This is a genomic window from Sphingomonas radiodurans (assembly GCF_020866845.1).
Taxonomy (GTDB): domain Bacteria; phylum Pseudomonadota; class Alphaproteobacteria; order Sphingomonadales; family Sphingomonadaceae; genus Sphingomonas; species Sphingomonas radiodurans.
In genome coordinates this window covers 991,622-1,017,649 of sequence record NZ_CP086594.1, presented here as the reverse complement: position 1 = coordinate 1,017,649, position 26,028 = coordinate 991,622, and the positions used below count along the sequence as shown (strand labels likewise).

Here is a 26,028-nt window from a genome sequence, read left to right as displayed (position 1 = left end):
CCGCCCTCGCGGGGATATTCGTGTTTGTGGGGATCTGTCGGTCTATCGATCGGTCCGGCTCGCTCCCGCCGACCGCACCGCATCGAGCGTCGGCCAGCCGTTGACGGCCATCAGCAGGTCGGCTTCGGCGAGGATGCAGCGCAGCACGTGTGCGCAGCCAGCGGCGCCGCCAAGCGCGAGGCCGTACGAATAGGGCCGTCCGATCCCGACCGCGTCGGCGCCGAGCGCGATCGCCTTCACCACGTCGCTGCCCGAGCGGATGCCTGAGTCGAATAGCACCGGCACCGCGCCCTTCACCGCCGCGGCGACCGCGGGGAGCATGTCGATCGCGGCGATTCCGCCATTGGCTTGCCGCCCGCCGTGGTTCGAGACGTAGATCCCGTCGGCGCCGCTATCGATCGCGCGGCGTGCGTCATCGGGGTGGCAGATGCCCTTTAGGACGATCGGCAGCTTGGTGATCGATTTGAGCCACGGCATGTCGCTCCACGTCAGCACCTTGCCGAACGTCGCGCCCCACGTGCCGATCGCGGCGCGCAGATCGTCCTCGGGCGCCTTGCCGCCGAGCATCGCGCGGAAGCGCGGGTCGCTGAAATAATTCTGCAGGACGTGGCCGCGGAGCTGCGGGAAGTTCGACGTATTGAGATCGCGCGGGCGCCAGCCGGTGACCCAGGTGTCGAGCGTGACGACGATCGCCTTGTAGCCCGCGGCTTCGGCACGCCCAACGAGGCTTTCGGCGAGTTCCTTGTCGCGCGGGGTGTAGAGCTGGAAGAAGGCGGGGGTGTCGCGGCATGCGGCCTTCACGTTTTCGAGCGGATCGTTGGAGAGCGTAGAGGCGGTGAGTGGCACGCCAGTGGTGGCGGAGGCCTGCGCGGCGTGGATGTCGCCGTGCTGGTCTTGCGACATCATGCCGGTGACGCCGATCGGCGCCATGAAGACGGGCGACGGCAGCTTGAGCCCGAACAGGTCAATCGACAGGTCGCGGTGCGTCGCATCGACCATCATGCGCGGCACCATGCCCCAGTGGCGGAAGGCGCTGGCGTTCTGGTCCTGCGTATATTCGTCGCCGCAGCCGCCCTGAACGTAGGTGAGGATGTGCGGGGGGAGCGCGGCCTGGGCTCGGCGTTCGAGCGTGGCGAAATCGACGGGGAGGGTGGGGAGGACGCCAGATAGGCCGGCGCCGTAGATCTGGGTTTGCAGGTCGCCGTAATGCGGCATGGGGCTCTCTCCTGTTTTTTGTGTTGTCGCGGGGTGGGCGGGGGATGTCCACCGCTCCACTCGATCATCGGCTTTTCGCCGTTCGTCCCGAGCACCGTCGAGGGACCAGCCACGAGCGCTGCGCCTCGGGCATTTGCCTCGACTTCGCTGGGCACGAACGGGGGTGGGGTCAGGTAGGCGGGAAAGTTAAGCGAGAAGCCGCTCGTAAAGCCGAATATAGTCGTCCGCCATACGCTCGACGCTGAAGCGCTCCGCCACGGCGCGGCGGCAGGCGGTGCGGTCGATCTCGTCGATGCGGGCGATCGCGGCCACCGCTTCGTCGATCGTGTCGACGAGGAAGCCGGTTACGCCGTGGTCGATCAGTTCGGGCATCGAGCCGCGGTTGAAGGCGATGACCGGGGTGCCGCACGCCATCGCTTCGACTACCGACAGTCCGAACGGTTCGTCGAAGCCGATGAGGTGAAGCAAGGCGCGGGCGTTGCCGAGCGTTGTGACGCGCTCGGCGCCGCCGATGACGCCGTGGAAGATGACGCGGTCGTCGTCGATGTGCGGGGCGACTTCGCGTTCGTGATAGCCGTGGTCCTGCACCAGCCCGGCCATGACGAGCCGGCGATCGGCGGCGCGCGCGGCGGCGATGGCGTCGGCGGGCCCTTTGTCGGGGTGAATGCGGCCGAAGAACAGGAGGTCGTCGCTGCCCGTCGCGTCGAAAGTGAAGTCGTCGAGCGGGATGCCGTGGTGGATCGTCGCCGCATAGGTGAGCGCGGGATGGCGGTCGGCGTCGCTGATCGAGACGTACTGCACGCGATCGTCGTAGCGCTGGTACACCGGCACGATCCGCTCGGACGAAAAACCGTGGATCGTCGTCAGCATCGGCGTATCGATCGTGCGCGACCAGGTGAGCGGCATGAAATCGGCCTGATTGTGGATCAGATCGAACTCGCCCGCCTGCTCGATGCAATGCGCGATGTGAAGCGCTTCCCAGACCTTTGCGTCGAGGTGCGGCTTCTCCGAATAGCCGCGCGACGCCACGCCTTCTAGCTTGGCGGCGGTATGCGAGTTCTGCGTGGCGAACAGCGTAACATCGATGCCGCACGCGACGAGCGCCTCGGTCAGCAGGCTCGTCACCAATTCCCACGGGCCGTAGCCGGTGGGCGGCGTCGGCCACGAAATCGACGACAGCATCGCGATACGCATCAGTGCTCCAATTCGACTACGAAGCCTTCGTCGGGCTTTATGCGGCCGTCGTAGGCGCGCCGCTCGCTCGTGGCGACAAGGATCGCGCCGGGGTGGCTTCCCGGCGGCAGGGTGATGTCGCGCGGTTCGCTGCCCATGTTGAGCGCGATGAAGACGCGTTGGTCGCCGTGGTGGCGTTCGTAGGCGAGGATGTCGTCGGGGGCGGGGTGGAGCGTCATGCTGCCGAGGGAGAGCGCCGGGTTCGCGCGTCGGGCGGTGAGGAGGCGGCGGTGGAGGGCGAGCATCGATTGCGGATCGGCTTCCTGCGCGGCGACGTTGCGGGTGGGCCAGTCGGGGTTGATGGGCAGCCATGGCTCGGCGGTGGAGAAGCCGGCGTTGGGCGAGGCGTCCCACGGTATCGGCGTGCGCGATCGATCGCGGCCGAGGCCCATGCCCGGCTGGCGCAAATCCTGCGGGTCGCGGATGCGGTGGGGGGGAATGTCGACTTTGCCGATGCCGAGTTCGTCGCCCTGGTAGAGCGTCGGGGTGCCGCGGAGCGTCAGCAGCAGCATCGCGGCGACGCGCGCCTGCGCTTCGCCGGTGCGCGCGGCGATGCGCGGGGCGTCGTGGCTGCCGATGACCCAGTTGGGCCAGCCGTGCGCGGGGATTGCGGCGTCGTATTCGGTGATCAGTCTGGCGAGTGTATCGCGATCCCAGGGGTTTTCGATCAGCTCGAAGTTGAAGGGCAGGTGGACACCGGGCGCGTCGGGCGTGCCGTACCAGCGCATCAGGCGATCGCGCGGCAGGAAGATTTCGCCGACGAGCAGCGTCTCGCCATAGCTGTCGGCGAGTTCGCGGAAGGTGCGGGCGAAGGCGTGCGCTTCGGGCTGGTCGGTGGAGTTGTGCTGCAGGACGCGCAGCTTGTCGGCCATGCCCTCGCGCCAGTCGGGGTTGCTTGGGTTGTCGGGCAGGCCCTCGGCTTTGACGATGTGCCAGAGCACGTCGATGCGGAAGCCGTCGACGCCGCGGTCGAGCCAGAAGCGCAGCACGTCGGTCATCGCCTGCACGACCTCGGGGTTGCGCCAGTTGAGGTCGGCTTGTTCGGTCAGGAAGGTGTGGAGATAATACTGGCCGGTCGTGCGATCGAGCGCCCAGGCGGGGCCGCCCATGTCGCTGATCCAGTTGTTGGGTGGGCCGCCGCCGGGGGCGGGATCGCGCCAGATGTACCAATCGCGCTTGGAGTTGTCGCGGCTGGCGCGGCTTTCGACGAACCAGGGATGGGCGGTCGAGCTGTGGTTGGGAACGAAATCGAGCAGCAGCTTGAGGCCGCGGGCGTGGACGGCGGCGAGGAGGCGGTCGAAGGCGGCGAGGTCGCCGAACATGGGATCGATGCCGGTGTAATCGGCGACGTCATAGCCGAAGTCGGCCATCGGCGATGGGAAGATCGGAGATAGCCAGATCGCGTCGACGCCGAGCGATGCGACGTGATCGAGGTGCGCTTCGACGCCGGCGAGATCGCCGATGCCGTCGCCGTTGCTGTCCGCGAATGAGCGCGGGTAGATCTGGTAGATGACACCGCTTTGCCACCAGGGCGGGGAGAGGGTGGGCTCGCTCATGATGATCGTAACGCTTCGACAATGGACGGGTTCACGGGTTCCCCTCCCGCTTGCGGGAGGGGTTAGGGGAGGGGCTGTCTGATGCCTACAACGGGTACGGTTGGGGACATGCCCTCCCCCAGCCCCTCCCGCAGGCGGGAGGGTAGGAGAACAAAAAAAGGCCGGGGTTGCCCCCGGCCTTTTCCGTTACGCAATCTGAAGCGCGATCAGGCGGCAGCGACTTCCGCCACGTCGACCTTGATCCCGGCACCCATGGTGCTCGAGATCGCGACCTTGCGGACGTACTTGCCCTTCGCGCCCGACGGCTTGGCCTTCACGACGGCATCGACCAGCGCGTCGAAGTTCGCGCGCAGGTCTTCGGCCGGGAAGCTTGCCTTGCCGATGCCGGAGTGGATGATGCCGGCCTTCTCGACGCGGTACTCGACTTGGCCGCCCTTGGCGGCTTCCACCGCCGCGGCGACGTTCATCGTCACGGTGCCGAGCTTCGGGTTCGGCATCAGGCCCTTCGGACCAAGAACCTTACCGAGGCGGCCGACGATGCCCATCATGTCCGGGGTCGCGATGCAGCGGTCGAAATCGATCTTGCCGCCCTGGATCGCCTCCATGAGATCCTCGGCGCCAACGACGTCCGCGCCAGCAGCGCGTGCCTCGTCGGCCTTTGCGCCCTTGGCGAACACGCCCACGCGCACCGTCTTGCCGGTGCCCTTGGGCAGCGTGACGACGCCACGGACCATCTGATCGGCGTGACGCGGATCGACGCCGAGGTTCAGCGCGACTTCGATCGTCTCGTCGAACTTGGACGACGCACCGGTCTTGGCGAGGTTGATCGCCTCGTCGACGCCGTGCAGCTTCTCACGGTCGATCGTGATGGCCTTCTGCTTCTTGCTTACGTGTGCCATGTTCAGCCCTCCACCACTTCGAGGCCCATGGCCCGCGCGCTGCCTTCGATGATCTTCGTCGCGGCTTCGATGTCGTTCGCGTTCAAGTCCTTCATCTTAGCCTGCGCGACTTCGCTCAGCTGCGATCGCGTGATCTTGCCCGCGCTGACCTTGCCCGGCTCCTTCGAGCCAGCCTTGAGGCCAAGCGCCTTCTTGATGAGGAAGGTCGCCGGCGGCGTCTTCGTCACGAAGCTGAACGAACGGTCGGCGTAGACGGTGATCACGGTGGGGAGGGGCGAGCCCTTCTCCATGTCCGCGGTCTGCGCGTTGAAGGTCTTGCAGAATTCCATGATGTTGACGCCGCGCTGACCCAGCGCCGGGCCGATCGGCGGCGACGGGTTGGCAGCGCCGGCTGGCACCTGCAGCTTGATATAACCGGTAATCTTTTTCGCCATGTCACTCTCTTCAGTTTAGCGGTGTTGGCGGACGCACGAGGCGCCCTCCCGCAAGCGTTCCAGCGATGTTTCTGGAAGGGCGCGCGCATAGCGGGGTTGGGAGCGGATTGCTAGTCCCTGTCCGTTCGTCTCATGCGAACGTGGGGCAAGTCACGTCATCGCCATCAGGCTAGCGTTGCCGCCGGCTGCAGTGGTGTTGATCGAGGTGGATACTTCCTCGACCAGCCATTCGAGGCGGTAGCCGTCGCCGCTTGTCTGGACGAGCACGATCGGGCCGTCGAGTGCGGCGATGCGGTGGTGCAGGTCGCGCACGCGGTCGTCTCCGCCTTCGATCAGCGCGCCGGCGTAGGGACCGGTTGTGGTCCAGTCGCTGCTCCACTGAACGCGGGCGGCAACGGCGGGGGGAAGGTCGATCCGCGCGGCGGTGTCTGCCACGAGATCGTTGCCGGAGGCGAGGCCAGCGGCGAGTTGGGCGATCATGCCGGCGGGTGTCTCGGGCAGAAGCAGGATGCGGCCGCGCGGATGGAGCGCGTAGAGATTGCGTTCGCCGACTGGCCCGTCGAGCTCGGCTTCGGCGCCGAGCGGCGAGGCGCTCGCCACGTCGCGCACGAGCGTGGCACCAGCTGCGTCACCTTGCGCGTCGAGCCACAGCGCGAGGTCGCGTGCGGCGGGATCGGCGAGCGTGGAGGTGACCGCGGGTGCTGCCACCGCGCCTCGCACCAAGCGGCCCAGATACAGCGGGCCGCCTGCCTTGGGGCCCGTGCCGGAGAGGCCGCGTCCGCCGAACGGCTGCACGCCGACGACGGCGCCGATGACGTTGCGGTTGATGTAGAGGTTCCCCGCCTTCACGCGCGCGGTGACGTGCGCGATCGTTTCGTCGAGGCGGGTGTGGAGGCCGAAGGTGAGGCCGTAGCCGGTGGCGTTGATGTGATCGATCAACTGGTCGAGGCCGCTGCGCTTGAAGCGGACGACGTGGAGGACGGGGCCGAACACCTCGCGCTCAAGTTCTGCGATATCGTTGAGTTCGATGATCGTTGGCGCCACGAAGGTGCCGTGAGACGCCTCTTCCGGTAGCGGCAGCGTCTCAACCTTGTGGCCGCGGGTGCGCATCGCGGCGACGTGGCGCCCAATGCTGCAGCGCGCTTCTGCGGAGATGACCGGCCCGATATCGACCGCAAGCCGATCGGTGCGGCCTAGGCGGAGTTCGTGGAGCGCGCCGCGAAGCATCGCGAGGATGCGGTCGGCGACTTCTTCCTGCAGACACAGGATGCGTAGTGCCGAACAGCGCTGGCCGGCGCTGTCGAAGGCAGAAGCGATGACGTCGGCGACCACCTGCTCGGCGAGCGCGGAGGAATCGACGATCATCGCATTCTGACCACCGGTCTCGGCGATCAGTGGGATAGGGCCGCCGGTGGCGGAGACGCGGGCGGCGAGTTCGCGCTGGATGAGGCGGGCGACGTCAGTCGAGCCAGTGAACATGACCGCGGCGGTTTCGGACGCGGCGACCAGCGCGGCGCCGATCGGGCCGTCGCCGGGAATGAGCTGGAGCACATCGGCTGGGACGCCGGCTTCGTGCAAGATTGCCACTGCCTGCGCGGCGATCAGCGGAGTTTCCTCGGCGGGCTTGGCGAGCACCGCGTTGCCGGCGACGAGCGCGGCGGCGACTTGTCCGGTGAAGATCGCAAGCGGGAAATTCCACGGGCTGATGCACGTGACCACGCCGAGCGGTCGGTGCGCAGGACCGAGGGTGCGGCGAGCCTGATCGGCGTAGTAGCGCAGGAAGTCGATCGCTTCGCGGACTTCGCCGATTGCGTTGGGGATCGACTTACCAGCTTCGCGGACGATGAGGCCGAGCAGATCGGGCAGGCGGGCCTGCATCGCACCGGCGGCGCGGTCGAGGATCACGGCGCGTTCGGCGGGCGGGACTGCGGCCCAAGAAGGAGCAGCGGCGGCGGCTGTGCGGGCGGCGGCGGCGGCTTGCTCGGGTGAGACTTCAACGACGGTGCCGACGGTGTCGCGGTGATCGGCGGGGTTCAGGACGAGGCGGCCGGTGCCTGCGCCGCCGGCGGGTGCGGCGAGCCATTGGGCGTGTGCGCCGGCACGCATCGTCTCGCCGAGCGACGCAAGAACGCGCTCGTCGGCGAGATCGAGGCCGGCGGAGTTGCGGCGGCCCTGGTACAGATCGGCGGGGAGGGCGATGGCGGCGTGCTTCTGGCCGGGCACGTCGGCGGCGCGGACGATCGCGACTGGGTCGGCGACGAGATCGGCAACCGATACTTCGGGTTCGGCGATGCGGTTGACGAACGAGGAGTTGGCGCCGTTTTCGAGCAAGCGGCGCACCAAGTACGCCAGCAATGTCTCGTGTGTGCCGACGGGGGCGTAGATGCGGCAGGGGCGGTTCAGTTTGTCGGCGCCGACGACCTCGTCGTAAAGTGGTTCGCCCATGCCGTGGAGGCATTGGAATTCGTAGTCGCCGAGGGTGAATTCGGGGCCGGCCATCGCATGCACCGTGGCGAGCGTCTGGGCATTATGGGTGGCGAATTGGGGGAAAACGGCGTCGCGGTGGGCTAGCAGGCGGCGGGCGCTGGCCAGATATGCGACGTCGGTGTGGATTTTTCGGGTGTAGACGGGGAAATCGGATTGCCCGTCGACTTGGGCGCGCTTGATCTCGGCGTCCCAATAGGCGCCTTTTACCAGGCGAACCATGATGCGGCGGTTGGCTCGGCGGGCTAGGTCGACGAGCCAGTCGATCACCATTGGGCAGCGTTTGCCGTAGCCCTGGACGACGAAACCTAGGCCGTTCCAGTTTGCCAGTTCAGGATCGAGCGCCAGGCTTTCGAGGAGGTCGAGCGACAATTCTAGGCGGTCGGCTTCCTCGGCGTCGATGTTGAAACCGATGTCGTAGCCCTTTGCGACCAGCGCAAGTTGGCGGACTTTCGGGAGCAATTCGGCCATCACTCGGGTGGCTTGCGGGCGGCTGTAGCGGGGGTGGAGGGCCGACAATTTTATCGAGATGCCGGGGCCGGCGTAGATCCCTCGGCCCGCCGAAGCCTTGCCGATCGCATGCACCGCATTTTCGTAGTCGCGGTAGTAGCGATCGGCGTCCGCTGCCGTCGTCGCTGCTTCGCCGAGCATGTCGTAGCTGTAGCCGAAACCGCGGGCTTCCAAGGGTTTGGCGCGCTTCAGGGCTTCGTCGATGGTTTCGCCGGTGACGAACTGTTCGCCCATCATCCGCATCGCCATGTCGACACCGCGGCGGATGACCGGTTCGCCGGCTCTGGCCAGCAATCGCGTCAGTGCGGCGCCCAGACCGCGGTCGTTGACGCTGTTGGTCAGCTTGCCGGTGACGACGAGGCCCCAGGTGGCGGCGTTGACGAACAAGGAGCGGCCGTCGCCCATGTGTGCGCGCCAGTCGCCGCCGGCGATCTTGTCGCGGATCAGCGCATCGCGGGTGGCGGCGTCGGGGATGCGGAGGAGGGCCTCGGCCAGGCACATCAACGCAACGCCCTCCTGGCTGGAGAGGGCATATTCCTGCACCAGGCCTTCGACGCCGGTGCCCTTGTGCTTCGCCCGCAGCGCGGTGATCAACGTCGTCGCGGTAGCCAGCGCCTGCGCCTTCATCGCATCGGGAAGCGTCGCTTCATCGAGCAGCGGGGCGAGGCATTCGGGCTCGGGGCGGCGGGCGGCGGCGGTGATTGCGGCGCGCAGCGGGGTGGCAGGTCGGATCGGGGGAGCGAAATCGGCGAAAAGCGGCGGCAGTACGGACGTCATCGCACTCTAACTTCAGGCGTTGTTCTCGGCATCGCGCACCGCGGCGGTGGCGGCTTCGCGCTCGTGGCGCTGCGTGGCGACGCGCTCGGCGCGGTCAGCCATCGTTTCCCAGGCCTTGGCAGCACGCTCGGACCGTTCGCGCACATTATCCAAGGTCGCGCCATTGGCATTGGCGGTCTCGGCTGCGGCGCGGGCGCGGTACATGGTTGCATCATCGGCCATGGGCAAAATCCTTTACGAGAGAAACGCGGGCCGGCGACATCGCCGGCCCGCGCAAGGGCATTATTCTGCCGCTTCGAGCGAAACCGCACTCGTGCGGCCGCGCTTGTCGTTCTCGAGCTCGTAGCTGACGCGCTGGTTCTGGTTCAGCGTGGCAAAGCCGGCGCGCTCAACGGCACTGATGTGCACGAAGGCGTCGGTGCCGCCGTTGTCCGGCGCGATGAAGCCAAAACCCTTGTCGGCGTTGAAGAACTTTACGGTGCCTACTTGGGCCATGGGATATTCCTTCTTGTTGGGCAGGCGATCCAACGTGGACCACCTATGCCGCGGCAGCAGGGAAAGAAGGAAGAAGGTGCCGCAAAAGCGCCAAAGACCGTTCGATTTGCGACGTAGCGAGGCCTATATAGGCGCGCCTTCCGAAAAAAGCGAGCCGGATCGCGCGGGGATGCCGCCGCGGGCGTAGATATCCTCGAAAAACCCCTCGCGCCGTGCCTCAAGCGCGTCGAACGACTGGCTTTCGCAGCGCGGCGGCAAGCCGATCGCGGCTTCCTCGTCCTGCGTCAGCGTGCGCCAATAGCCTTCTTCGCCGGGTTCGCCATCATCGTCGCGATCCTCGTCGTACTCAAAATCGTCGGGCGGGGGAAAGCGGGTGCGCCATTGGCCATCCGCGGCATCCCACCAGACGAGCGGCGGCGCATCGGGATCCTCGGGATCGGCGATCGCGTCACCGAAGGGCGAGCCCGAGCTGCGCGAATGTTGAGGAAGTTGAGGCTCTGGCTGGGTTTCGGCTTCGGGCTCTGGATCGGGTTCGGGTTGGGGCACCGCGAGGCGGAGCAGGCCGGCGGCCTCGGCGCGCGACCATTGCTCGGCGGTCCATTCGGCGCGCCGGGTGGGATCGAGATCGTCGACCGGCACCTCGCCGGCAGTGGCGACGCCGGTTCGCACGAGGCGATCGGCGGCGGCGAGCGCGTAGATCGGGGCGAGATCGGCGGCGTTCTCGGTGTCGTCGGTGAGGCCAGTCGAGCGGCGCGCTAGGAACAGCCCGGCGCGGGCGGGGCCTTCATCGCGCGTGACGAGATCGAGATAGGCGTCGAATTCCTGCGCGACGAGCCGCGCGGCCTTCACATCGGGATCGGGCGCGGATTCGACCTGGCGATCGAGCCGCGCGAGCAGCGACATGGCGAGGCGATTGTCGTGCCGGTGGCGGGTGACCTGCGTGCCATCGGCGCGGATATAGGTATCGACCTGGCCTTCCAATGCGCGGACGAGCAGCGTTTCGGCGATCGAATCGCGCGCGATGAGCGACGCGGCGCGCCAGCCGAGCGCGAAGGCGGAACCCTTCGCGGTGCGGCGGAAGGCATAGGCCGAGGCGGTGGACAGGCCGACGCGGCGACAGGCGAATTCGACGCCGTGCCCCTCGGCGAGCGCTTCGAGGAAGCCGCGCTGGTTGGTTGCGGACCAGCCATCCTGGCGGCGCGAGACGAAGGGTTCTTCGTCTTCGGACGGCTCGGGGCGGAAGGTTTCGTGGGGGAGCGCCGTCGATGGAGGTGGGGGCGGGGGGAGCGCCGGGGTGGGATCGAAGAGGGTTTCTCGGGGGATCATGGCCTGGGCTCCCTTGTGATTGTTCGACTGATCCGTTCGTCCCGAGCGCAGTCGAGGGACATTGGCTCGAATGGTGCGCCGGGTGTCTCGACTGCGCTCGACACGAACGGTTGGGGGTGGTTCCTGTCATCCTGTCACCCCGGACTTGATCCGGGGTCCCGCTGTTTCCTGCACGGTTGACGAAGAAGAAGCGGGACCCCGGCTCAAGGCCGGGGTGACGGGGAGGGGGTGGCTGGTCAGGTGGCTTGCCGCTCCAGCCGCCGCCGATCGCGCGCGATCGTTCGGAACAGCGCGTCGGTGGCGGCGCGGTTGGTTGCGATGTCGGGCGGGGTGTCGGGGCGGGTGCCGATCAGGCGGGCGTCGAGGAGCCATTGCCAGTGGCGGACGGCTTCGGCTTGCGTGTCGGTGATGGGGCCGTGGGTGATCGTGGGCGGCATCGGCTTCGTCCTGCGCTGTTTGGGCGGGACGGTTATTTATACGAAGGCGGGGGTTGTAGGACAGCGTGCGCTGCGAGGGCGTAGCGCAGCTACGCACGAGCGCATCCAGCGCACGCTCGGCCGGCGGCGCTACAAGCGCCGTCCGACATAGCTTGTCCTGAGCGCCTGCCTTGGCAGGCAGTCGAAGGGCGGCTTTGCCGCGGCGCGGGCGTAGTGAGCGGCACTCGTCTCACCAAACCCCCGTCATTCCCGCGCAGGCGGGAATCCAGAGGCGCTGTCGCCTGTGATGGCAGATCCGGCGACTATGGATCTCCGCCTGCGCGGGGATGACGAAGGCAGGGGCAGAGATCGCGCCGAAATGGTGTGGGGTCATTGATCCGCGACAATCCGTAGTTACATAAAGCCCGAATGCACATTGCGTTCGATCCGGACAAGCGGGACAAAACGTTGCGCGAGCTCGGCTTGGATTTCGCCGACGCGGCGGCCGTGTTCGAAGGACGCAGCGTCACCGCCGTCGATGACCGGATCGACTATGGCGAGACGCGGTACATCACCTACGGCTGGCTATCGGACGAGGCGGTGGCGGTCGTGTGGACCGAGCGCGAAGAAGGTGTGCGGGTGATATCGATGCGGCGGATGCATCAATGGGAGATCGAGCATGTCGGACTGGATTGATCCCGACGACGCGCCGGAACTGACGGCGGAACTGGCCGAAGTCGCGGAGTTGCGCGTCGGCGGGAAGGTCGTGCGCCCGGCGACGGGCTATCTCGGCCCGAACGGCGTGGTGCGCGGCCGCCCGCCGCTGCGCGACGCGGCGAAGCGCCAGGTGACGCTGCGGCTCGATCCCGACGTGATCGAGAAGTTTCGCGAGGGCGGGCCGGGGTGGCAGGCGCGGATGAACGAGGCGCTGCGGAAGGCGGTAGGGTTGGGGTGATTGTGATCGACACGAAACACCGTTTGCGGAATACCAAGCTTCGCTTTTACGTATCCACCGGCCTGTAGCTACCTTAACAAGGATCGCAGACATCATGGAGAGGGTGGCAAGTTGGCTCGTAAACACCTGCTTGTTGGGCCTAATACCCGTCTTTGCTCGGTTGTTCGTGTGGAAAATTGCGGATAAAGGCGTAGACCCTTGGTCTGTGTCTGACTTAGTTTCATTTGGCTTAGTGATACACTGCGTAAGCATAAATGATATCAGTAATTCAGTGCGTCGCGATACAGCGTGGAAGACAGTTCACAATGGACTATCAATACTATTTATAGTGATGTACGGTCTTCTTCTGTTTTCAACTATTTCCGTTCAGGAAAACCTGAACAAAGATGCGCTACTGAGATCTACAGGATTTTTATGCGTCGTATCTTTCCTATTGGGCTTGGTTGCGGTGATAGGTACCCCAGCGGGGCGTAGGGCGCTTCCATGACCTCATCTTGGCTATCAGAGATTGCAAATTGGCTGCCGACGTTCGCGAACATCTTGGCGATCTTCGGTGTGATTTCAGCCGCTTGGTCCGCGATGAGGACGCGGTCCAGGTACTATAAGGACTTTATCGAGAATAGGAGGCAGGATTGATAAGAAACTTTATGTACTTGGATTCGCAAAAACTAAGATCAATCTCATCTCAAATATTTAAAGGTGTGCCGGAGCAAGTTCTTCTTGTGAACGAAGAGCGCACCGAGACTTCGGATAGCCAGAAGGGCGAGTTCGCAAGCGGTCGACTAATAGCCGATATCTTTGCGAAAGAAAAATCATCGTCAGAGCTGAGATTTTTGGAGGATCATGCTTACTCGTTATTTGAAGAACATGTCCTCAATGAAAAACTAGCTAAAATATACGGCGGTAGCTTCGACGCAGAGGATGCAAGTAAAAGTTTTGTTCTTGTAACGGGAAGGCTTCGGATCAACGATTTTGCTTCAACTACAAAGCTTCTTGAGAACTTTAATGAGATTGGCGAGGCCTTTTGGCGTGTCACAAATATGCCAGGAGGAATATTAGGTCCGAACTTGAAAAATCTATCTGATAGTGAAGTAAAGAAGCGCGCTGGTGAAGCTGGCATGCAATTCGAAAAGAAATTCATGGACAACGCAACTAAGCTTCTCAGGTTTGGATATAATGGATTGATCGAAGCCAATATAAACTTTGAAGACAAAAGCTTTTCCGCTCCTTTAAAAAGAGAATTTTTAAGGGACAGCGAAGAAATGATACTTCATAAGTACTCTCGATATACTCAGCGTGAGTTTTCAATGCTCGGCGTGGTTACGCAAAGCGGATCTGAAAACAATGAGAGCGCAATACCCGACGTAAAAGACGCTGACGGAATAAAGGAAGCGATGCGTGCGCTAACTCTTCATTTGCGGACCTTGGAACAAGTATTTGCGGCTCCCTCTGCTAATGAAACGATGCTTGATCCGATTGCAATATACACAACTCTTTAAAGAGCTAATGACGTCTTTGGCGAGGTGTAAATCTACATCTACTCCGCCGCCACCGCCTCGCGCTTGCCCAGCAGCGGCGCGAGATACTTGCCGGTGAAGCTCCGCGGTTCCTGCGCCACCACTTCGGGCACGCCCTCGGCGACGATCTCGCCGCCCTTCACGCCGCCCTCCGGCCCCAGGTCGATCACCCAGTCGGCGGTCTTGATCACGTCGAGGTTGTGCTCGATCACCACCACGGTGTTGCCTTGCTCGACCAGCGCGTGGAGCACTTCGAGCAATTTGCGCACGTCCTCGAAATGCAGCCCGGTGGTCGGCTCGTCGAGGATGTAGAGCGTGCTGCCCGTCGCGCGGCGGGCGAGTTCCTTGGCGAGCTTCACGCGTTGTGCCTCGCCGCCCGACAGCGTCGTCGCTTGCTGGCCGACCTTGACGTAGCCGAGCCCGACCTCGACCAGCATCGCCATCTTGTCGCGGATCGGCGGCACGGCCTTGAAGAATTCCGCGGCGTCCTCGACCGTCATGTCGAGCACGTCGGCGATGCTGAGGCCCTTGAACTTCACCTCGAGCGTTTCTCGGTTGTAGCGCGCGCCGTGGCAGACGTCGCAGATGACGTAGACGTCGGGGAGGAAGTGCATCTCGATCTTGAGCAGGCCATCGCCCTGGCACGCCTCGCACCGGCCGCCCTTGACGTTGAACGAGAAGCGGCCGGGCTTGTAGCCGCGCGCGAGGCTTTCGGGGAGGCCGGCGAACCAATCGCGGATCTGCGTGAAGGCGCCGGTGTACGTCGCCGGGTTCGAGCGCGGGGTGCGGCCGATCGGCGACTGATCGATGTCGATCACCTTGTCGAGATGCTGGAGGCCGGTGATCTTGTCGTGCTTGCCGGCGAGGATGCGTGCGCCGTTGAGCTCGCGTGCGGCGGCGGCGTAGAGCGTGTCGATCGTGAAGCTCGACTTGCCCGAGCCCGAGACGCCGGTGATGCAGGTGAAGGTGCCGAGGGGCACGCTCGCGGTGACGCCCGTCAGGTTGTTGGCGGTGGCGTTGTGGACGGTGAGCTTCTTGCCCGAGCCCTTGCGGCGTTTGGCGGGGACGGGGACTTCGCGCGTGCCGTTGAGATAATCCGCGGTGACCGAGCCCTTGGCTTTCAGGATTTGCTTGAGCGTGCCGTGCGCGACGATCTGGCCGCCGTGAACGCCCGCGCCCGGCCCCATGTCGATGACGTAATCGGCGGTGCGGATGGCATCCTCGTCATGCTCGACGACGAGCACGGTGTTGCCGAGATCGCGCAGGCGGCGCAGCGTTTTCAGCAGCATGTCGTTGTCGCGTTGGTGGAGGCCGATCGACGGCTCGTCGAGGACGTAGAGGACGCCCGAGAGGCCGCTGCCGATCTGGCTGGCGAGGCGGATGCGCTGGCTCTCGCCGCCCGATAGCGTGCCGCTGGTGCGATCGAGATTGAGGTAATCCAGGCCGACGTTGTTGAGGAAGCCGAGGCGCTCGACGATTTCCTTGAGGATGCGCTCGGCGATGGCGCGCTGCTGATCGTTGAGGTGATCGGGCATCGCGGTGAAGAAGGCGAGCGCGTCGACCACCGACAGATGCGTCGCGTGGCTGATGTCCTGCATCGCGATCTTCACCGCGAGCGCCTCGGGCTTGAGGCGGGCACCGTGGCAGACTTCGCAGGGCTGCGAGCTTTGGTATTTGCCGAGTTCTTCCTTCATCCATGCGGATTCGGTCTGGAGCATGCGGCGGTTTAGGTTGCCGATGACGCCTTCGAACGGCTTTTTCACGTCGTACGACTTCTTGCCGTCGACGAAGGTGAGCGTGACGGGCTTGCCGCCGCTGCCGTGGAGGATGACCAGCTGCACCTCGCCGGGCAGATCGGCCCAGGGCGTGTCGAGGCTGAACCCGAACTCGCGCGCGAGGGAGCCGAGCACCTGCATGTAATAAGGCGAGGGCGGGTTGCTCTTGGCCCAGGGGACGACGGCGCCCTTCTTGATCGTGAGCGCGTGGTTGGGGACGACGAGGTCTTCGTCGAAGATCAGCTTTTCGCCGAGCCCGTCGCAGGCGGGGCAGGCGCCTTGGGGTGCGTTGAAGGAGAAGAGGCGCGGTTCGATCTCGGCGATGGTGAAGCCGCTGACGGGGCAGGCGAACTTCTCGGAAAAGACGATGCGGTTGGCGGGGATGCCGGCGTTCTTCATCGCGCCGCCCGACGCCGCCTCCTCCTCGCGGCCGGGGACGACGCCCTCGGCCAGATCGACATACGCCAGCCCGTCCGCGAGCTTCAGCGCCGTTTCGAAACTGTCGGCCAGCCGCGTGGCGATGTCGGGGTTCACCGCGAGGCGATCGACGACCACTTCGATGTCGTGCTTGTACTTCTTGTCGAGCGCGGGGGCCTCGTCGATCTCGTGCAGCTCGCCATCAATGCGGACGCGGGTGAAGCCGGCCTTCTGCCACTCCGCCAGCTCCTTGCGATATTCGCCCTTGCGGCCGCGCACGACGGGGGCGAGCAGGTACAGCCGCGTCCCCTCGGGCAGCGCCATGACGCGATCGACCATCTGCGACACCGTCTGCGCCGAGATCGGCAGGCCGGTCGCGGGGGAATAGGGCACGCCGACGCGCGCCCACAGCAGCCGCATGTAATCGTAGATCTCGGTGACGGTCGCGACGGTCGAGCGCGGGTTGCGGCTGGTGGTCTTCTGCTCGATCGAGATGGCGGGGCTGAGGCCCTCGATGTGATCGACATCGGGCTTCTGCATCAGCTCAAGGAACTGGCGCGCATAGGCCGATAGCGACTCGACGTAGCGCCGCTGGCCCTCGGCATAGATGGTGTCGAACGCGAGGCTGGACTTGCCCGAGCCCGACAGCCCGGTGATCACGGTGAGCGTATCCCGCGGGATATCGATGCTCACGTCCTTGAGATTGTGCTCGCGCGCGCCGCGGACGGAAATGTGAGTCAGCATGTCGGGAGTTCTACTTCCGTTCCGGTCGAAGGGCCAGCGTGGGATGTAGGAATTGGGGCGGGAGGATGCGAGTGGGACGGGCGCCGGCAGCGATCAACGACTTGGCAAGGCTCCGCCGCTAACGCCGGGCCGAGGGGGGCGCCATGTACAAGATCATCGTCGACCGCAGCCATGCGCTGGTGAAGATTGAAATGGAGGGGATGCTCAGCGTCGCCGAGGCGGATGCGCTGGTCGGGGATCTGATCCGCCAAATCACCGAGGCGCGGCTGGCAAGCTACGGCCTGATCATCGACGTATCGCGTTGCCCGGTGCAGGCGCAGGACATGATCGCGACGATGGGCGCGCATCTGGCCGGGATGAAGAACGCCCGCGCCCTGGCGGTCGTCACCGGCACGATGCTCGTGCGGCTGCAGGTGCGTCGGATCTTCGACCAGCCGTTCACGCGCTTTACCGCGACGTACGACGAGGCGCGGCGGTGGGTGCTGCTCGGGATCGAGCCGGGCGCTTCGGTGCCGGGGAAGGGCGCTGAGCCCGTGGCATGACTGCGTGCGGAACGGCCCGTCGCGTTTGCGGGCGAACTAACTTGCTTTAGTGCGGCGGCAGTGACATCGATTCAATAGCCGGCAATGGAAAGACTGCTTGGGGTATACCTTTCCGTTGTGACGTGCGTGTCATGAAGTGGAAGCCGAAGAGATGCCGGTCGTGGACACGGTAGTCGAGCGACCGCTGCGACTTCTCGTCGTGGAAGACGAGATGTTGATCCGCATGGTCGTGAGCGAAGTGTTGCGCGATGCTGGCTATGACGTGGTGGAAGCCGCCAATGGCGACGAAGCACTTGAGCTGCTGAGAGCGGGTGTTGCGATCGATCTGGTGCTGAGCGACGTTCGCATGCCGGGATCGACCGATGGACTGGCGTTGCTCGCGTTCGTCCGGAAGTATCATGCCGAGGTGCCGGTGATCATTTCATCGGGCCATCTGGAATCGCAGGTTGCGCTGGATGCGGGGGCGTCGCAGTTTCTCGGCAAGCCGTTCAGGGTGGAACAAGCGCTCGCGATGGTCGAATCCGAAATGAAGAAGATATCATGAGCGCACCAACCCCCGACCGCCGCATCGCGCCCTCGATCCTGATCGTCGATGGCGACGTGATCACGCGCCACGCGATCGCCGATTATCTGCGGCACTGCGGCTATGCCGTGGTGGAAGCCGCCAGCACGGACGAAGCGATGAAGGCGCTGCCCGAACCATCGCTGGGGATCGACGTGATCTTGTGCGATGTCGCCGCGGTCGGCGAACAATCGGCGCAGGAACTGTCGAGCTGGGTGCGGGCCAACCGGCCGGAACTTGAAGTGCGGCTTGCCAGCACGGTCGAGGCGGTTGCCGATACTGCGGCGGAACTGTGCGAAAGCGGGCCGAACCTTGCCAGGCCGTACGAGCCGCAAGCCGTGATCGATTATGTCAAGCAGCTGCGCGCGACGCGCGACCGGGCGACCGCTGCCTGATCTGGGGCGCTATCAGGACGGTCGCCGGAGCACGCCTTGCCGAAGTCGATGCAAATATAGCGGCTGACGTGCGCGGGTCACTCGTCATTATGGTTATTACAAGCGTAACAATTTTGTATTGCGGAATGTGACATTGGTTAATGCGAGGCTTTGTCCCGATCGCCTATTGCGATGATGTTGCCGGCTGTTCTTGAAGGTCATCCGACCGAGCACCAGCCGACACTTCCGTCCGATAGCGAGAACGCCCGTGCCGATGTATCACTTCCACGTGAATGGCGAACATGACGCCGACGGTTTCGACCTGCCGGACATCCGCGTTGCGAAATGCGAAGCGCTTGAGATGGCCGGGCGGATCATCTGCGAGGAGGATTCGGACGCGTTCTGGGGTGCCGGGGGGTGGACGATGAAGGTGACGGGATCGGACGGAACGCCGCTGTTCGAGCTGGTGCTGTTCGGATTCGAGTCGCCCGGCGCGAAGGCTCCCTCGGTGCAGATCTCCGCGCTGGCGTGACGGCTGCCATCGGAAAACAATTTACCGTTGATGCAGATCAAGCTAACATACGCTAATTGCGTATTGCGCGGTCGGCGGAACGGAGATGGTGCCCTGGGCTACGAATTCTTCAACTTCGAGCAAGCGCTCGAGGCCGCCGTCGAGATCGAGGATGATCACCCAGACCGGCGCAACGGCGCGCGGCTGCGGATGGTCTATCGTGTCGCGCGCGCGCATGCCCGCGGCGATCAGGGGTTCGCGCGGGTCGTGAACATCTCCGACCACGGCCTGATGCTGTCGACCGGGCTCGAGGTGTCGATCGGGGACGAGGTGACGGTGGACCTTTCCGAGGCCTGCTCGCTGACCGGTACGGTCGTGTGGCGCACGCTCGACCAGTGCGGGCTGAAGCTCACCACGCCGATCGACAGCGTGGCGCTGCTGTCGCGGCTGAAGGAAGAACAGCGCGCGCCGGGGGCGCGGCAGCTGCGTCTGGCGATCGACAAGAAGGTGGTGATCACGACCGAGCTGGGGATGCAGATCGTGCGGCTGCGCGATATCTCGCAGCGCGGCGCCAAGATCGTCCACGACGGCCGGCTGCGCGCCGGGATGACGATCAACGTGCGCGTGACGCCGCAGCTGGAATGCCACGGGCTGGTCCGCTGGTCGCTCGACGGGCAGGCCGGCGTGGAGTTCGAGAAGGTGCTGACGGTGAGCGATCTGGGATCGGCGAAGGCGCTGTAGGCGCGCGTTTACAGTTATTGCCTAGTACGGCGCAGCAAAACGCCGGCGTTTTCCGCCCGTTGCACTGCCACCGCCGATATCGCATGGTGCGGCATGGACTTCATGAAGTGGCTCAACTCGCTGGGCGAGCTGCTTTATGAAATCATGAGCTGGTTGGTTTTCTATCCGATCACGCTGTGGCGCACGGTGGTGCGGCCGCTCGACATGATGCGCTATTCGGATCAAGAGCTGGGCGATCAGGCCGACGAGCAATTCACCGACACGCTCAATCCGCCGACGTTCCTTGTCCTGTCATTACTACTGACGCAGGCGCTCGATCGGGTGCTGGGCGGCGGGGTGAATCCGATCATCCGGAAGAATACCGGGCTGGCAGGGTTCGTGACCGACGACACGACGCTTCTGGTGCTGCGGCTGGTGCTGTTCTCGCTGTTCCCGCTGATGATGGCGGTGCGGTTCCTGCGTGCGAGCGGCGCCAAGGTGACGCGTGATGGGTTGCGTGCGCCCTTCTACGCGCAATGCTATGCCTGCGCGCCCTTCGCGCTGGCGCTGGGGATCGGCGTGTCGCTGCTGCATCTGCGCGACGTGCCGGCGCAGCTGATTGGGGTAGCCTTGGCGCTGGGCGCGGTGGCGGCGTATCTGGGGGCCGAGACGATCTGGTTCGCGCGCAATCTGCAACAGGGGCTGGCGCGCGGGGCGGTAAATGCCGGGCGCGCGTTCCTGGCGGCGGCGAGCGTGGCGGCGGTGCTGGGAGTGTTGATCGTCAACTAAGCGGTTGGTGCGCCAACATTGTGAAATAACTTGTGGCACTAATCTATGTTTGGTTGGTTTGTTCGGCGTTGCTGATCATCGGGAGACGTTCCGTGCGGTCCTTTGCAGTGTCGACTATTGCCGCCGTAGGCGCGTTTTTCGTAGCAGGCGTACCGGCGGCGGCTCAGGCGCAGGCGCAATCGACCGGTCTGGAGGATATGGTCGGCGCGCGCGCCGGGCAGGCCGAGGGCGAGCTGCAACGCCGCGGCTATCGCAACACCGGTGGCCAGCCAAGCGACGACCGCAGCTATACCTTCTGGTGGAGCGATGCGCGGCGGCAGTGCGTGACGATCGCGACGATGGACGGCCGCTATGCCTCGATCACGCCGTCACCGGCGCCGGACTGTCGCCAGGCGGCGGGCCGGCCGACGACGCTGCCGAACCGTCCCGGGGAGAACCGCCCGGTCTACCGCCCGGACGAGCGGCCGACGACGCTGCCGAACTATCCCGGCGAGAACCGGCCGGTCTATCGCCCCGGCGATCGGCCCACGACGCTGCCCAGCCGGCCGCCGGTGATCGACGGCCGGCCGGTCGAGCTGGGGCTGATCTGCTTCGGCGACGGCAGCCGCGACGGGATCGGGACCGGCACGCGCTGGCGGTGGGATTCGGACCGTGATCGCTATGACTATGATACGTACACCGAGAACCGCCGCGAGGGCTTCGATGCGTCGCTGATGGTGCAGCTGTGGGCCGGTGGCGGGCGCATCCGGCTGCCTAAGTCGCTCGTGCCGCCGATCAATTCGCGTGGGAACAGCGGGTGGTGGGATCTGACCGACGTGAACAGCGGCCGCGACATGATTACGGCGAGCTACCGGCTCAATGGGCTGAACAAGCCGCGTGTCGTGATCGATCGGCGCAGCGGGCGGATCACGGTGCAGGGCTTCTCCAACTATGGTTTCCGCGGGTCGTGCGATCTGATCGGCGACGACAGCCGGCGGTTCTAGCTACACCAGCCCCAGTTCCGCGAGCTTGCCGATGAGCGCGGGGGGCAACTCACCTATGCCGCTGGCGTCGCCGCCGAGATCGGCGGGCGCGTCGGCGGCTTCGAGGTAGCGCCAGCCCTGGTGCGCGCGCTTCGGGCGAGCGGCGACGAGGCGGAGCACCGGATCGATGTGGATCGCGACGCGGCCGGCTTCGGCCTCGCCGAACGACAGGATCGGGGAGCGCGCGACGAGCTGGTGCTTGATGATCCAGAACAGCGAGCCCTGGCCGGCGATCTCTTCGTGGCGCTTGGGCAGGTAGCGCGTGGTGAGGAAGAGCGGGCCTTCCTGCCCGCGTTCGCGCAGGCGATCGGCGAGGTGTTCGACGGCGGTGTGGCCGAAGGCGACTTTGGTGATGTGGAGCGGCATGGGGATGCCGGATGTGGGGTCGCTCAGCCGGTGAGGCCAGAGGCGGTGGCGAGGCCGAGGAAGGCGAGGAAGCCGATCGAATCGGTGATCATCGTGACGAATACCGACGAGGCGACCGCGGGATCGGCATTCAGCCGTTCCAGCACCACCGGCACCAGCACGCCGGCAAGCCCGGCGAGCACGATGTTGGTCATCATCGCCGCCGCGATCACGCCGCCCAGCATCGGATTGCCGAAGATCACCGCGACGCCAGTGCCGATCACCACCGCGATCGTCGCGCCGTTGAGGAAGGCGACGCGGATTTCGCGCAGGATCGCGCGCGCGGTGTTCGATTGCGTCAGCTGGTTGGTCGCCATCGCGCGCACGGTGACGGCGAGCGTCTGCGTGCCGGCATTGCCGCCGACGCCGGCGACGATCGGCATCAGCGTGGCGAGCGCGACCATGCGCTGGATCGTATCTTCGAAGCGCGAGATGATGAACGAGGCGAGCAGCGCGGTGAACAGGTTCGCGATCAGCCAGCGGACGCGCGCCTTATAGCTGTCGAGCACGGGCTCGTTGATGTCGCCTTCGCCCGCGCCCGAGAGCAGCAGCGCATCCTCGCCCGCCTCTTCCTGGATGATGTGGACGATATCGTCGACGGTGATCATGCCGACGAGCCGGCCGGAGGCATCGACCACCGCGGCGGAGATCAGCGCGTATTTCTGGAAGCGCAGCGCGACTTCCTCCTGGTCCATATCGACCGGGATCAGCGTTTGTTCGCGCTGCATCACGTCGGCGATCGCGATCGACCGCGGGGTGCGCAGGATCCACGAGAGCGCGCAGGTGCCGACCGGCTTGTGCGCGGGATCGACGACGAAGATTTCCCAGAAATCGGTCGTCAGCGCATCGTCGGCGCGGAGGAAATCGAGCGTGTCGCCGACCGTCCAATGCTCGGGCACCGCGATCAGCTCGCGCTGCATCAAGCGGCCGGCGGATTCCTCGGGGAAGCTGAGCGCTTCCTCGATCGCGGCGCGATCGTCGGGCTCCATCGCGCGGAGCACTTCGCGCTGATCCTCGGCGTCGAGATCCTCGATGATCGCGACCGCGTCATCGGTGTCCATCTCGGACGCGATGTCGGCGACCTGGCGCGCGTCGAGCGCGTCGATCAGCCGTTCGCGGACGAAATCGTTCATCTCGGCGAAGACGTCGCCGTCCAGCAGATCGGCGACGGCGGACGCGAGCGCCGCGCGGCAATCGTCGGGGATCAGCTCGAACAGATCGGCGATGTCCGCCGGGTGGAGCGGCTCGACGAGGCGGTGTGCTTCCTCGGTGTCGCCGTCCTGCACCGCATCGAGCACCGCGGCGACGAACTCGGGACGGAGCCGATCGTCGGCGTCGAGCTGCCGATCGTCGTCGCCTTCGCTGGCGCGGTCGCCGGGATGGAGTTCGGTCTCGCTCATCGCTCGCCTCCTCCGGCTAGTGCATCGGCCGGCTCCTAGCTTGGTGCGGGGCGCGTGCCAACCGCGGGGATTTGCCTTCGCGGAGGGGCGGGGGTAGGGCGCCGGCTTTACCGATTACCCCGAAGGAGGCTTTGATGGCCGATACTTATTCAACGCTGGTGCTGACGCTGGACAGCGGCGACGTGACGATCAAGCTGCGCCCGGACCTGGCGCCCGACCATGTCGCGCGGATCGCCGAGCTGGCGAACGAGGGCTTCTACAATGGCGTGCCGTTCCACCGCGTGATCCCCGGCTTCATGGCGCAGGGCGGCGACGGCGGCCGCGGCGACGGCACTGGCGGCTCGACCAAGCCGAATTTGAAGCAGGAGTTCTCGAAGGAGCCGCATGTGCGCGGCGTGTGCTCGATGGCGCGGACGAACGATCCCAACAGCGCCAATTCGCAGTTCTTCATCTGCTTCGACGACGCGCGCTTCCTTGACGGGCAATATACCGTTTGGGGCGAAGTGACCGAGGGCATGGAGTTGATCGACGCACTGCCCAAGGGCGAGCCGCCGCGCGAGCCGGGGAAGATCGTTTCGGCGCGGGTTTCCTGATCCACCAATTTGCGTCACCCCGGACTTGAGCCGGGGTCCCGCTTTCTTGCGCCATCGTGGAGAAGAAGCGGGACCCCGGCTCAAGGCCGGGGTGACGAGGTTTGGGTGGGACCCTTTCACCGTTCGTCCCGAGTAGCCGTCGAGCTTGTCGAGATGGCGTATCGAGGGACTTGTGTCTCGATACGGGTTCTCGACTGCGCTCGAACCCTACTCGACACGAACGGATGTGGGGGGAGCGCGGGCCTACCCCGCCTCCGACCCCAGCGTCTCGATCAGCCAGTCGCGGAAGATGCGGACCTGTTTCAGTTGCAGCGCGCGGGGGCGGCAGACGAACCAGTAGCTGTAGGGGCTGACGACCTCGATATCGAACAGCCGCACGAGCCGCGGATCGGCGGCGTCGGCGAAGTGGCTTTCGTGCATGAAGGCGACGCCGAGGCCTTGCGCGGCGGCTTCGAGCATCAGTGCGCCCGAATCGAAATGGTCGACCGCCATCGGCTCGATATCGTCGAGCCCGGCGGCGGTGCGCCAGGCGACGAACGTGTCGGTCATGTCGCGGTGGACGAGCGCGGTGAGCGCGGCGAGCTGTTGCGGGCGGACGACCGGATCGGGGCGCTCTATCAGCGAGCGGCTGCCAATGACATAGACCATGTTGCGATCGAGCCGGCGCGCATAAAGCGCCGGATCGATGTCCCGCGCGAGCGCGATGACCGCATCGAGCCCCTCACCGAGCCGCGCGACGCCATGGCCGGCGGTGTCGATGTCGAGGTGAAGCTCGGGGTGGCGCTGGCGCAGCTCGGCCAGCCGCGGGAACAGCCGCTGCGAGGCGAACAGCGGCAGCACGCCGAGCCGCAGCCGCACCACCTCGACCGCACTGGTCATCAATTCGACCGCGTCGGACAATTGATCGAGCACCGGCGCGATCTGCGCCAGCAGCCGCTCGCCATCGCCGTTGGGGACCATCGCCTGGTGGCGGCGATCGAACAGCGGGCGGCCGAGGAAGCGTTCGAGCGTCTGCACGCGACGGCTGAGTGCGGGGGCGGACAGCGCGAGTTCCTGTGCGGCGAGCTTCACCGAGCCAAGCCGCGCGACGGCGACGAACGCCTCGATCGCGGTGAGGGGCGGCAGGCGGCGCATGGCTACTCGATCCGTTGATGGTGCAGTGCATCATGCGGACGGCATGCAGTTCGAGCAAGCCCACCCGTTACAGATGCGTTTTTTGCATGCGTAATGCTTTTCTTCGCACTTGCACAATAAGCCGAGTCGACGCACATAGGGCAGGCCTTTCAGGCATCCTCTCCTAAAAACTTTCATGGGCTGGCCTTCGGGCTGGCCCTTTTTTTGTCCTTCGAATGCTAGGCGAGCCGCGCCAAATCTTCGTTCCATGCCGCTACGAGCGCCTCCTCCTCCGCGCCGACCACCCCGAGCGCGATCAGGGCACGATAGCAGCGCATCAGATCGTCTGGCATCGCAGCCTCGCCGCCGGTGATATCGAGATCCTCGAGTGTCGCACGAATCCGATCATTGTGAAGATAACCGGGCACCTCGTCGGCAAAATCGCGCATCAGATCATGTGCGTTGCGCTCCTGCCAGACGGTGGAGCCATGGAACATCACGCGCCAGCCGTTCGCCCACGCGATGCGCTGCGCGACGAAGCTGCGCCAAATGTCGGTCATGCGGAACGAGCAGTGCGCCGGAAGATACAGGAGCGGGAAGGCGGGGCGGAAGGTCGTCGTGTTTTGGCTGTTGAACGGGCACCATGTGCCGCGATCAAGGATCACCGTGCCGGGGCCGAAGCTCTGCGGCAGCGGCAGGAGCAGGCGATAGACGGCGTCGACGTCAGGGTTGTCGTCCGCCAAGCCCTGCTGGATCGGGCAATCGAGCGGGTCGGCGGCGAGCGAAAGCGGCCCGAGCGGATCGTGGACGCGATCGAGCGGCAGGCCGCGCGGCCAGATCAACGCTTCGCTGAAATGGCGATAGACGTTGCACCAGCCTTGCCCGCTGAGCATCGGAGCGGCGACGTGGCGCTCGCGTGGCGCCCAGAATCCGTCGCGCGGGAGATTATCGTCATCCGTCTCGACGATCACGTCGGCGCCGTCGCGCATCGCGAGCAGATAGCCGATGTTTTTGCGGGCATAATGTTTCGTCGGGCAGGCGCGGGCGAAGCCGAAGCCGCTCGCCTGCTGCGTCGGCACGTCGAGGTAATCGGCGCCGGGCAGCGCGAAATCGGCCGGGCTCTTCGTGTCGCCGATCACCCAGAAGCGCGCGTCGAGCCGTGAAGCCCCGTCGGCCAGCATCGTCAGCGCTTCGTTCGGAGGATTGATCGTGGTGACGACAAGCGCGTAACGAGGCGACGACAT

The 26,028-nt window shown here is 65.3% G+C and carries 26 protein-coding genes; 11 read left to right on the top strand and 15 right to left on the bottom strand.

What is annotated here, in order from left to right; genetic code table 11:
* Positions 1–42: 42 nt before the first annotated feature.
* The 10 genes from LLW23_RS04995 to LLW23_RS04950 form a co-directional block, all read right to left on the bottom strand.
* Positions 43–1,215, bottom strand: coding sequence for an alpha-hydroxy-acid oxidizing protein (locus tag LLW23_RS04995; protein ID WP_228947674.1), 1,173 nt, complete (start codon positions 1,213–1,215; stop codon positions 43–45).
* Between the two features lie 186 nt (positions 1,216–1,401).
* On the bottom strand, positions 1,402–2,409 hold the full coding sequence (locus tag LLW23_RS04990; RefSeq protein ID WP_228947673.1) for a glycosyltransferase family 4 protein: 1,008 nt from the start codon (positions 2,407–2,409) through the stop codon (positions 1,402–1,404).
* Positions 2,409–4,004, bottom strand: a complete 1,596-nt coding sequence (locus LLW23_RS04985; protein WP_228947672.1) for an alpha-amylase family glycosyl hydrolase — start codon at positions 4,002–4,004, stop codon at positions 2,409–2,411. Before LLW23_RS04985 ends, LLW23_RS04990 begins: the two co-directional genes overlap by 1 nt.
* A 206-nt stretch (positions 4,005–4,210) precedes the next feature.
* Positions 4,211–4,903: a 50S ribosomal protein L1 gene (gene rplA, locus LLW23_RS04980; protein ID WP_228947671.1), complete on the bottom strand. Its 693-nt coding sequence runs from the start codon at positions 4,901–4,903 to the stop codon at positions 4,211–4,213.
* Between the two features lie 2 nt (positions 4,904–4,905).
* Positions 4,906–5,337: a 50S ribosomal protein L11 gene (gene rplK, locus LLW23_RS04975; RefSeq protein ID WP_228947670.1), complete on the bottom strand. Its 432-nt coding sequence runs from the start codon at positions 5,335–5,337 to the stop codon at positions 4,906–4,908.
* A 150-nt stretch (positions 5,338–5,487) separates the two neighbouring features.
* Entirely contained in the window at positions 5,488–9,108 is a 3,621-nt protein-coding gene (gene putA / locus LLW23_RS04970) for a trifunctional transcriptional regulator/proline dehydrogenase/L-glutamate gamma-semialdehyde dehydrogenase (RefSeq protein WP_228947669.1), read from the bottom strand.
* Between the two features lie 12 nt (positions 9,109–9,120).
* The gene (locus LLW23_RS04965) at positions 9,121–9,330 is read right to left on the bottom strand and encodes a hypothetical protein (protein ID WP_228947668.1); all 210 of its coding nucleotides are present in this window, start codon (positions 9,328–9,330) and stop codon (positions 9,121–9,123) included.
* A 60-nt stretch (positions 9,331–9,390) separates the two neighbouring features.
* Positions 9,391–9,603 carry a cold-shock protein gene (locus LLW23_RS04960; RefSeq protein ID WP_228948473.1) on the bottom strand — a complete coding sequence of 71 codons (213 nt, stop codon included), beginning with the start codon at positions 9,601–9,603 and terminating at the stop codon, positions 9,391–9,393.
* A gap of 123 nt (positions 9,604–9,726) precedes the next feature.
* Positions 9,727–10,929 (bottom strand): hypothetical protein, encoded by a 1,203-nt coding sequence (locus LLW23_RS04955; RefSeq protein ID WP_228947667.1) that lies wholly within the window; start codon positions 10,927–10,929, stop codon positions 9,727–9,729.
* Between the two features lie 236 nt (positions 10,930–11,165).
* Positions 11,166–11,366, bottom strand: coding sequence for a hypothetical protein (locus tag LLW23_RS04950; RefSeq protein ID WP_228947666.1), 201 nt, complete (start codon positions 11,364–11,366; stop codon positions 11,166–11,168).
* 408 nt (positions 11,367–11,774) lie between these two features.
* Between LLW23_RS04950 and LLW23_RS04945 the strand changes: the two genes are divergently transcribed.
* From LLW23_RS04945 to LLW23_RS04935, 3 genes are all read left to right on the top strand, one after another.
* Positions 11,775–12,041 (top strand): BrnT family toxin, encoded by a 267-nt coding sequence (locus tag LLW23_RS04945; RefSeq protein ID WP_228947665.1) that lies wholly within the window; start codon positions 11,775–11,777, stop codon positions 12,039–12,041.
* Entirely contained in the window at positions 12,025–12,300 is a 276-nt protein-coding gene (locus LLW23_RS04940; protein ID WP_228947664.1) for a BrnA antitoxin family protein, read from the top strand. Before LLW23_RS04945 ends, LLW23_RS04940 begins: the two co-directional genes overlap by 17 nt.
* 647 nt (positions 12,301–12,947) lie before the next feature.
* A complete protein-coding gene (locus LLW23_RS04935; protein ID WP_228947663.1) occupies positions 12,948–13,799 on the top strand; it encodes a DUF6414 family protein in 852 nt (283 codons plus the stop codon).
* Between the two features lie 38 nt (positions 13,800–13,837).
* Here LLW23_RS04935 and uvrA read toward each other — a convergent pair whose 3' ends face one another.
* Complete coding sequence (gene uvrA / locus LLW23_RS04930) at positions 13,838–16,753, bottom strand: excinuclease ABC subunit UvrA (RefSeq protein WP_228947662.1); 2,916 nt, start codon at positions 16,751–16,753, stop codon at positions 13,838–13,840.
* A 143-nt stretch (positions 16,754–16,896) separates the two neighbouring features.
* Here uvrA and LLW23_RS04925 point away from each other — a divergent pair, with 143 nt between their 5' ends.
* The 7 genes from LLW23_RS04925 to LLW23_RS04895 all read left to right on the top strand — a co-directional run bounded on the left by LLW23_RS04925 (position 16,897) and on the right by LLW23_RS04895 (position 21,234).
* Positions 16,897–17,295, top strand: a complete 399-nt coding sequence (locus LLW23_RS04925; RefSeq protein WP_228947661.1) for a hypothetical protein — start codon at positions 16,897–16,899, stop codon at positions 17,293–17,295.
* 151 nt (positions 17,296–17,446) lie between these two features.
* Positions 17,447–17,839, top strand: coding sequence for a response regulator (locus LLW23_RS04920; protein ID WP_408642016.1), 393 nt, complete (start codon positions 17,447–17,449; stop codon positions 17,837–17,839).
* Positions 17,836–18,252, top strand: coding sequence for a response regulator (locus tag LLW23_RS04915; RefSeq protein WP_228947659.1), 417 nt, complete (start codon positions 17,836–17,838; stop codon positions 18,250–18,252). Before LLW23_RS04920 ends, LLW23_RS04915 begins: the two co-directional genes overlap by 4 nt.
* Positions 18,253–18,505: 253 nt before the next feature.
* Positions 18,506–18,763, top strand: a complete 258-nt coding sequence (locus LLW23_RS04910; protein ID WP_408642035.1) for a DUF6894 family protein — start codon at positions 18,506–18,508, stop codon at positions 18,761–18,763.
* Between the two features lie 30 nt (positions 18,764–18,793).
* A complete protein-coding gene (locus LLW23_RS04905; protein ID WP_228947657.1) occupies positions 18,794–19,483 on the top strand; it encodes a PilZ domain-containing protein in 690 nt (229 codons plus the stop codon).
* Between the two features lie 93 nt (positions 19,484–19,576).
* Positions 19,577–20,251, top strand: coding sequence for a hypothetical protein (locus tag LLW23_RS04900; protein WP_228947656.1), 675 nt, complete (start codon positions 19,577–19,579; stop codon positions 20,249–20,251).
* Positions 20,252–20,343: 92 nt separating this feature from the next.
* Complete coding sequence (locus LLW23_RS04895; protein ID WP_228947655.1) at positions 20,344–21,234, top strand: hypothetical protein; 891 nt, start codon at positions 20,344–20,346, stop codon at positions 21,232–21,234.
* Here LLW23_RS04895 and LLW23_RS04890 read toward each other — a convergent pair whose 3' ends face one another.
* The gene (locus tag LLW23_RS04890; protein ID WP_228947654.1) at positions 21,235–21,639 is read right to left on the bottom strand and encodes a DUF1489 family protein; all 405 of its coding nucleotides are present in this window, start codon (positions 21,637–21,639) and stop codon (positions 21,235–21,237) included. It lies immediately after the preceding gene.
* Positions 21,640–21,662: 23 nt separating this feature from the next.
* On the bottom strand, positions 21,663–23,078 hold the full coding sequence (gene mgtE, locus LLW23_RS04885; RefSeq protein ID WP_228947653.1) for a magnesium transporter: 1,416 nt from the start codon (positions 23,076–23,078) through the stop codon (positions 21,663–21,665).
* Positions 23,079–23,212: 134 nt separating this feature from the next.
* Here mgtE and LLW23_RS04880 point away from each other — a divergent pair, with 134 nt between their 5' ends.
* On the top strand, positions 23,213–23,671 hold the full coding sequence (locus LLW23_RS04880; RefSeq protein ID WP_228947652.1) for a peptidylprolyl isomerase: 459 nt from the start codon (positions 23,213–23,215) through the stop codon (positions 23,669–23,671).
* A gap of 243 nt (positions 23,672–23,914) precedes the next feature.
* Here the strand turns inward: LLW23_RS04880 and LLW23_RS04875 are convergent, their stop codons facing one another.
* Entirely contained in the window at positions 23,915–24,805 is an 891-nt protein-coding gene (locus LLW23_RS04875; RefSeq protein ID WP_228947651.1) for a LysR substrate-binding domain-containing protein, read from the bottom strand.
* Between the two features lie 218 nt (positions 24,806–25,023).
* A complete protein-coding gene (locus tag LLW23_RS04870) occupies positions 25,024–26,028 on the bottom strand; it encodes an STELLO glycosyltransferase family protein (RefSeq protein ID WP_228947650.1) in 1,005 nt (334 codons plus the stop codon).

What these genes read in the sequence shown, in the direction of transcription:
- LLW23_RS04995 (WP_228947674.1), bottom strand. Translation starts at nt 1,215, where the DNA reads ATGCCGCATTACGGCGACCTGCAAACCCAGATCTACGGCGCCGGCCTA.
- LLW23_RS04990 (WP_228947673.1), bottom strand. Translation starts at nt 2,409, where the DNA reads ATGCGTATCGCGATGCTGTCGTCGATTTCGTGGCCGACGCCGCCCACC.
- LLW23_RS04985 (WP_228947672.1), bottom strand. Translation starts at nt 4,004, where the DNA reads ATGAGCGAGCCCACCCTCTCCCCGCCCTGGTGGCAAAGCGGTGTCATC.
- rplA (WP_228947671.1), bottom strand. Translation starts at nt 4,903, where the DNA reads ATGGCACACGTAAGCAAGAAGCAGAAGGCCATCACGATCGACCGTGAG.
- rplK (WP_228947670.1), bottom strand. Translation starts at nt 5,337, where the DNA reads ATGGCGAAAAAGATTACCGGTTATATCAAGCTGCAGGTGCCAGCCGGC.
- putA (WP_228947669.1), bottom strand. Translation starts at nt 9,108, where the DNA reads ATGACGTCCGTACTGCCGCCGCTTTTCGCCGATTTCGCTCCCCCGATC.
- LLW23_RS04965 (WP_228947668.1), bottom strand. Translation starts at nt 9,330, where the DNA reads ATGGCCGATGATGCAACCATGTACCGCGCCCGCGCCGCAGCCGAGACC.
- LLW23_RS04960 (WP_228948473.1), bottom strand. Translation starts at nt 9,603, where the DNA reads ATGGCCCAAGTAGGCACCGTAAAGTTCTTCAACGCCGACAAGGGTTTT.
- LLW23_RS04955 (WP_228947667.1), bottom strand. Translation starts at nt 10,929, where the DNA reads ATGATCCCCCGAGAAACCCTCTTCGATCCCACCCCGGCGCTCCCCCCG.
- LLW23_RS04950 (WP_228947666.1), bottom strand. Translation starts at nt 11,366, where the DNA reads ATGCCGCCCACGATCACCCACGGCCCCATCACCGACACGCAAGCCGAA.
- LLW23_RS04945 (WP_228947665.1), top strand. Translation starts at nt 11,775, where the DNA reads ATGCACATTGCGTTCGATCCGGACAAGCGGGACAAAACGTTGCGCGAG.
- LLW23_RS04940 (WP_228947664.1), top strand. Translation starts at nt 12,025, where the DNA reads ATGTCGGACTGGATTGATCCCGACGACGCGCCGGAACTGACGGCGGAA.
- LLW23_RS04935 (WP_228947663.1), top strand. Translation starts at nt 12,948, where the DNA reads ATGTACTTGGATTCGCAAAAACTAAGATCAATCTCATCTCAAATATTT.
- uvrA (WP_228947662.1), bottom strand. Translation starts at nt 16,753, where the DNA reads ATGCTGACTCACATTTCCGTCCGCGGCGCGCGCGAGCACAATCTCAAG.
- LLW23_RS04925 (WP_228947661.1), top strand. Translation starts at nt 16,897, where the DNA reads ATGTACAAGATCATCGTCGACCGCAGCCATGCGCTGGTGAAGATTGAA.
- LLW23_RS04920 (WP_408642016.1), top strand. Translation starts at nt 17,447, where the DNA reads ATGCCGGTCGTGGACACGGTAGTCGAGCGACCGCTGCGACTTCTCGTC.
- LLW23_RS04915 (WP_228947659.1), top strand. Translation starts at nt 17,836, where the DNA reads ATGAGCGCACCAACCCCCGACCGCCGCATCGCGCCCTCGATCCTGATC.
- LLW23_RS04910 (WP_408642035.1), top strand. Translation starts at nt 18,506, where the DNA reads ATGTATCACTTCCACGTGAATGGCGAACATGACGCCGACGGTTTCGAC.
- LLW23_RS04905 (WP_228947657.1), top strand. Translation starts at nt 18,794, where the DNA reads ATGCAGATCAAGCTAACATACGCTAATTGCGTATTGCGCGGTCGGCGG.
- LLW23_RS04900 (WP_228947656.1), top strand. Translation starts at nt 19,577, where the DNA reads ATGGACTTCATGAAGTGGCTCAACTCGCTGGGCGAGCTGCTTTATGAA.
- LLW23_RS04890 (WP_228947654.1), bottom strand. Translation starts at nt 21,639, where the DNA reads ATGCCGCTCCACATCACCAAAGTCGCCTTCGGCCACACCGCCGTCGAA.
- mgtE (WP_228947653.1), bottom strand. Translation starts at nt 23,078, where the DNA reads ATGAGCGAGACCGAACTCCATCCCGGCGACCGCGCCAGCGAAGGCGAC.
- LLW23_RS04880 (WP_228947652.1), top strand. Translation starts at nt 23,213, where the DNA reads ATGGCCGATACTTATTCAACGCTGGTGCTGACGCTGGACAGCGGCGAC.
- LLW23_RS04875 (WP_228947651.1), bottom strand. Translation starts at nt 24,805, where the DNA reads ATGCGCCGCCTGCCGCCCCTCACCGCGATCGAGGCGTTCGTCGCCGTC.
- LLW23_RS04870 (WP_228947650.1), bottom strand. Translation starts at nt 26,028, where the DNA reads ATGTCGTCGCCTCGTTACGCGCTTGTCGTCACCACGATCAATCCTCCG.